This is a genomic window from Parolsenella sp., from assembly GCF_982402205.1.
This window is the reverse complement of the sequence record NZ_CEVYAT010000215.1, coordinates 1-1,684: the sequence shown is the minus strand read 5'-3', so window position 1 is coordinate 1,684 and position 1,684 is coordinate 1. Positions and strand designations below refer to the sequence as shown.

The following is a 1,684-nucleotide window of genomic DNA, read 5'->3' as shown; positions in this document are numbered from 1 at the left end:
TGGTGGGCCACCCCGAGTGCCTGCGCCAGGTTGCCGTCGAGGGCAGCTGGAAGGCCAACACCGTTGACCTGTCGCGCGTGCTGGCCGGTGCCACGAACGAGTTTGGCCGCAAGATCCCCGGCGCGGAAGGCAAGCACTTCCTGCCGAGCATGGCGCCCGACCTCGAGCTCGACCGCGCGCTCGACGCCACGCTGCTCGTGCCCTACACCGAGGCTGCCCGCAGGCACCTTGAGCCCATCCGCTTCCACGCCGACATCGACAACGTGAACCGCTGCGTGGGCACGATGCTCGGCCACGAGGTCACCGCGGCCCACCCCGAGGGGCTGCCCGACGGCTCGATCACGGTCGACTGCACGGGTGCCGGCGGCCAGAGCTTTGGCGCCTTCCTGCCGAAGGGCGTCACGCTCAACATCGAGGGCGATGCCAACGACTACTTTGGCAAGGGCCTCTCGGGCGGCATCGTCTCGGTGCGCCCGCCCGAGCGCGCCAACTATAAGTTCGACGAGAACATCATCGTGGGCAACGTCGCCTTCTACGGCGCCACGAGCGGCAAGGGCTTCGTGAACGGCCTCGCCGGCCAGCGCTTCGCCGTGCGCAACTCCGGCGCCACCGTGGTGGTCGAAGGCGTGGGCAACCACGGCTGCGAGTACATGACGGGCGGCATCGCCCTTGTGCTGGGCGAGGTTGGCCTCAACTTCGCCGCGGGCATGAGCGGCGGCGTGGCCTACGTGTTCGACGAGTTTGGCACCCTTGCCAGTCGCTGCAACACCGATATGGTCGACCTCAAGGCCCCGACGGCCGACGAGCTCGAGCTCATCTGCGGCCTGGTCGAGGAGCACGTGAGGCGCACCTCGAGCCCGCGCGGCATCAAGATGCTCTACCGCTTCGAGACGTACAAGAACAAGTTCGTGAAGGTGATCCCGCGCGACTACGAGCGCGTGCTCGACGCCGTCGCCGCGGCCGAGGCGCAGGGCAAGACCCACGAGGAGGCCCTGCAGGTGGCCTTCGACCAGATCACGGGGAGGAACTAGCATGGGCAAGCCAGGAGCGTTTCTCGAGCAGGGGCGCCAGGGTCACGGCACGCGCCCGGTTGAGGAGCGCACGAAGGACTTCGACGAGCTCTACGAGCCCCTTTCCCGCGAGCTGCAGCAGCTGCAGGCAAGCCGCTGCATGATGTGCGGCGTGGCCTTCTGCCAAAGCGGCGTGTCGTTTGGGCACGCCCGCCCCAGCGGCTGCCCCCTGCACAACCTCATCCCCGAGTGGAACGACCTCGTCTATCGAGGCCAGTGGGAGCAGGCCGCCGAGCGCCTGGCGCTCACGAGCCCCATGCCCGAGTTCACGAGCCGCGTGTGCCCGGCGCTGTGCGAGGCGGCCTGCAACCTGGGCCGCGCCGACGAGCCCGAGACGATCCACGACAACGAGCGCGCCATCAGCGACTGGCAGTGGGAGCACGGCGGCCCCGCCCGCTTTGAGCCTGCGGCCGAGGGTGCTGCGCGCGTGGCCGTGGTGGGCTCGGGCCCGGCCGGCCTCGTGAGTGCCTGGGAGCTCGCCCGTCGCGGCGCCCGCGTGACGGTCCTCGAGCGCGACGACCGCGCCGGCGGCCTTCTCATGTACGGCATTCCCAACATGAAGCTCGACAAGTCCGTGGTCGAGCGCCGTGTGGCGCTCATGGCCGAGCTTGGCA

At 69.4% G+C, this 1,684-nt stretch carries 2 protein-coding genes; both read left to right on the top strand.

What is annotated here, in order from left to right:
• The coding region (locus AC1VTH_RS08155; RefSeq protein ID WP_481335680.1) for a GltB/FmdC/FwdC-like GXGXG domain-containing protein at positions 1-1,031 on the top strand (1,031 nt) is incomplete at its 5' end.
• A 1-nt stretch (position 1,032) separates the two neighbouring features.
• The coding region (locus tag AC1VTH_RS08150; RefSeq protein ID WP_481335679.1) for an FAD-dependent oxidoreductase at positions 1,033-1,684 on the top strand (652 nt) is incomplete at its 3' end.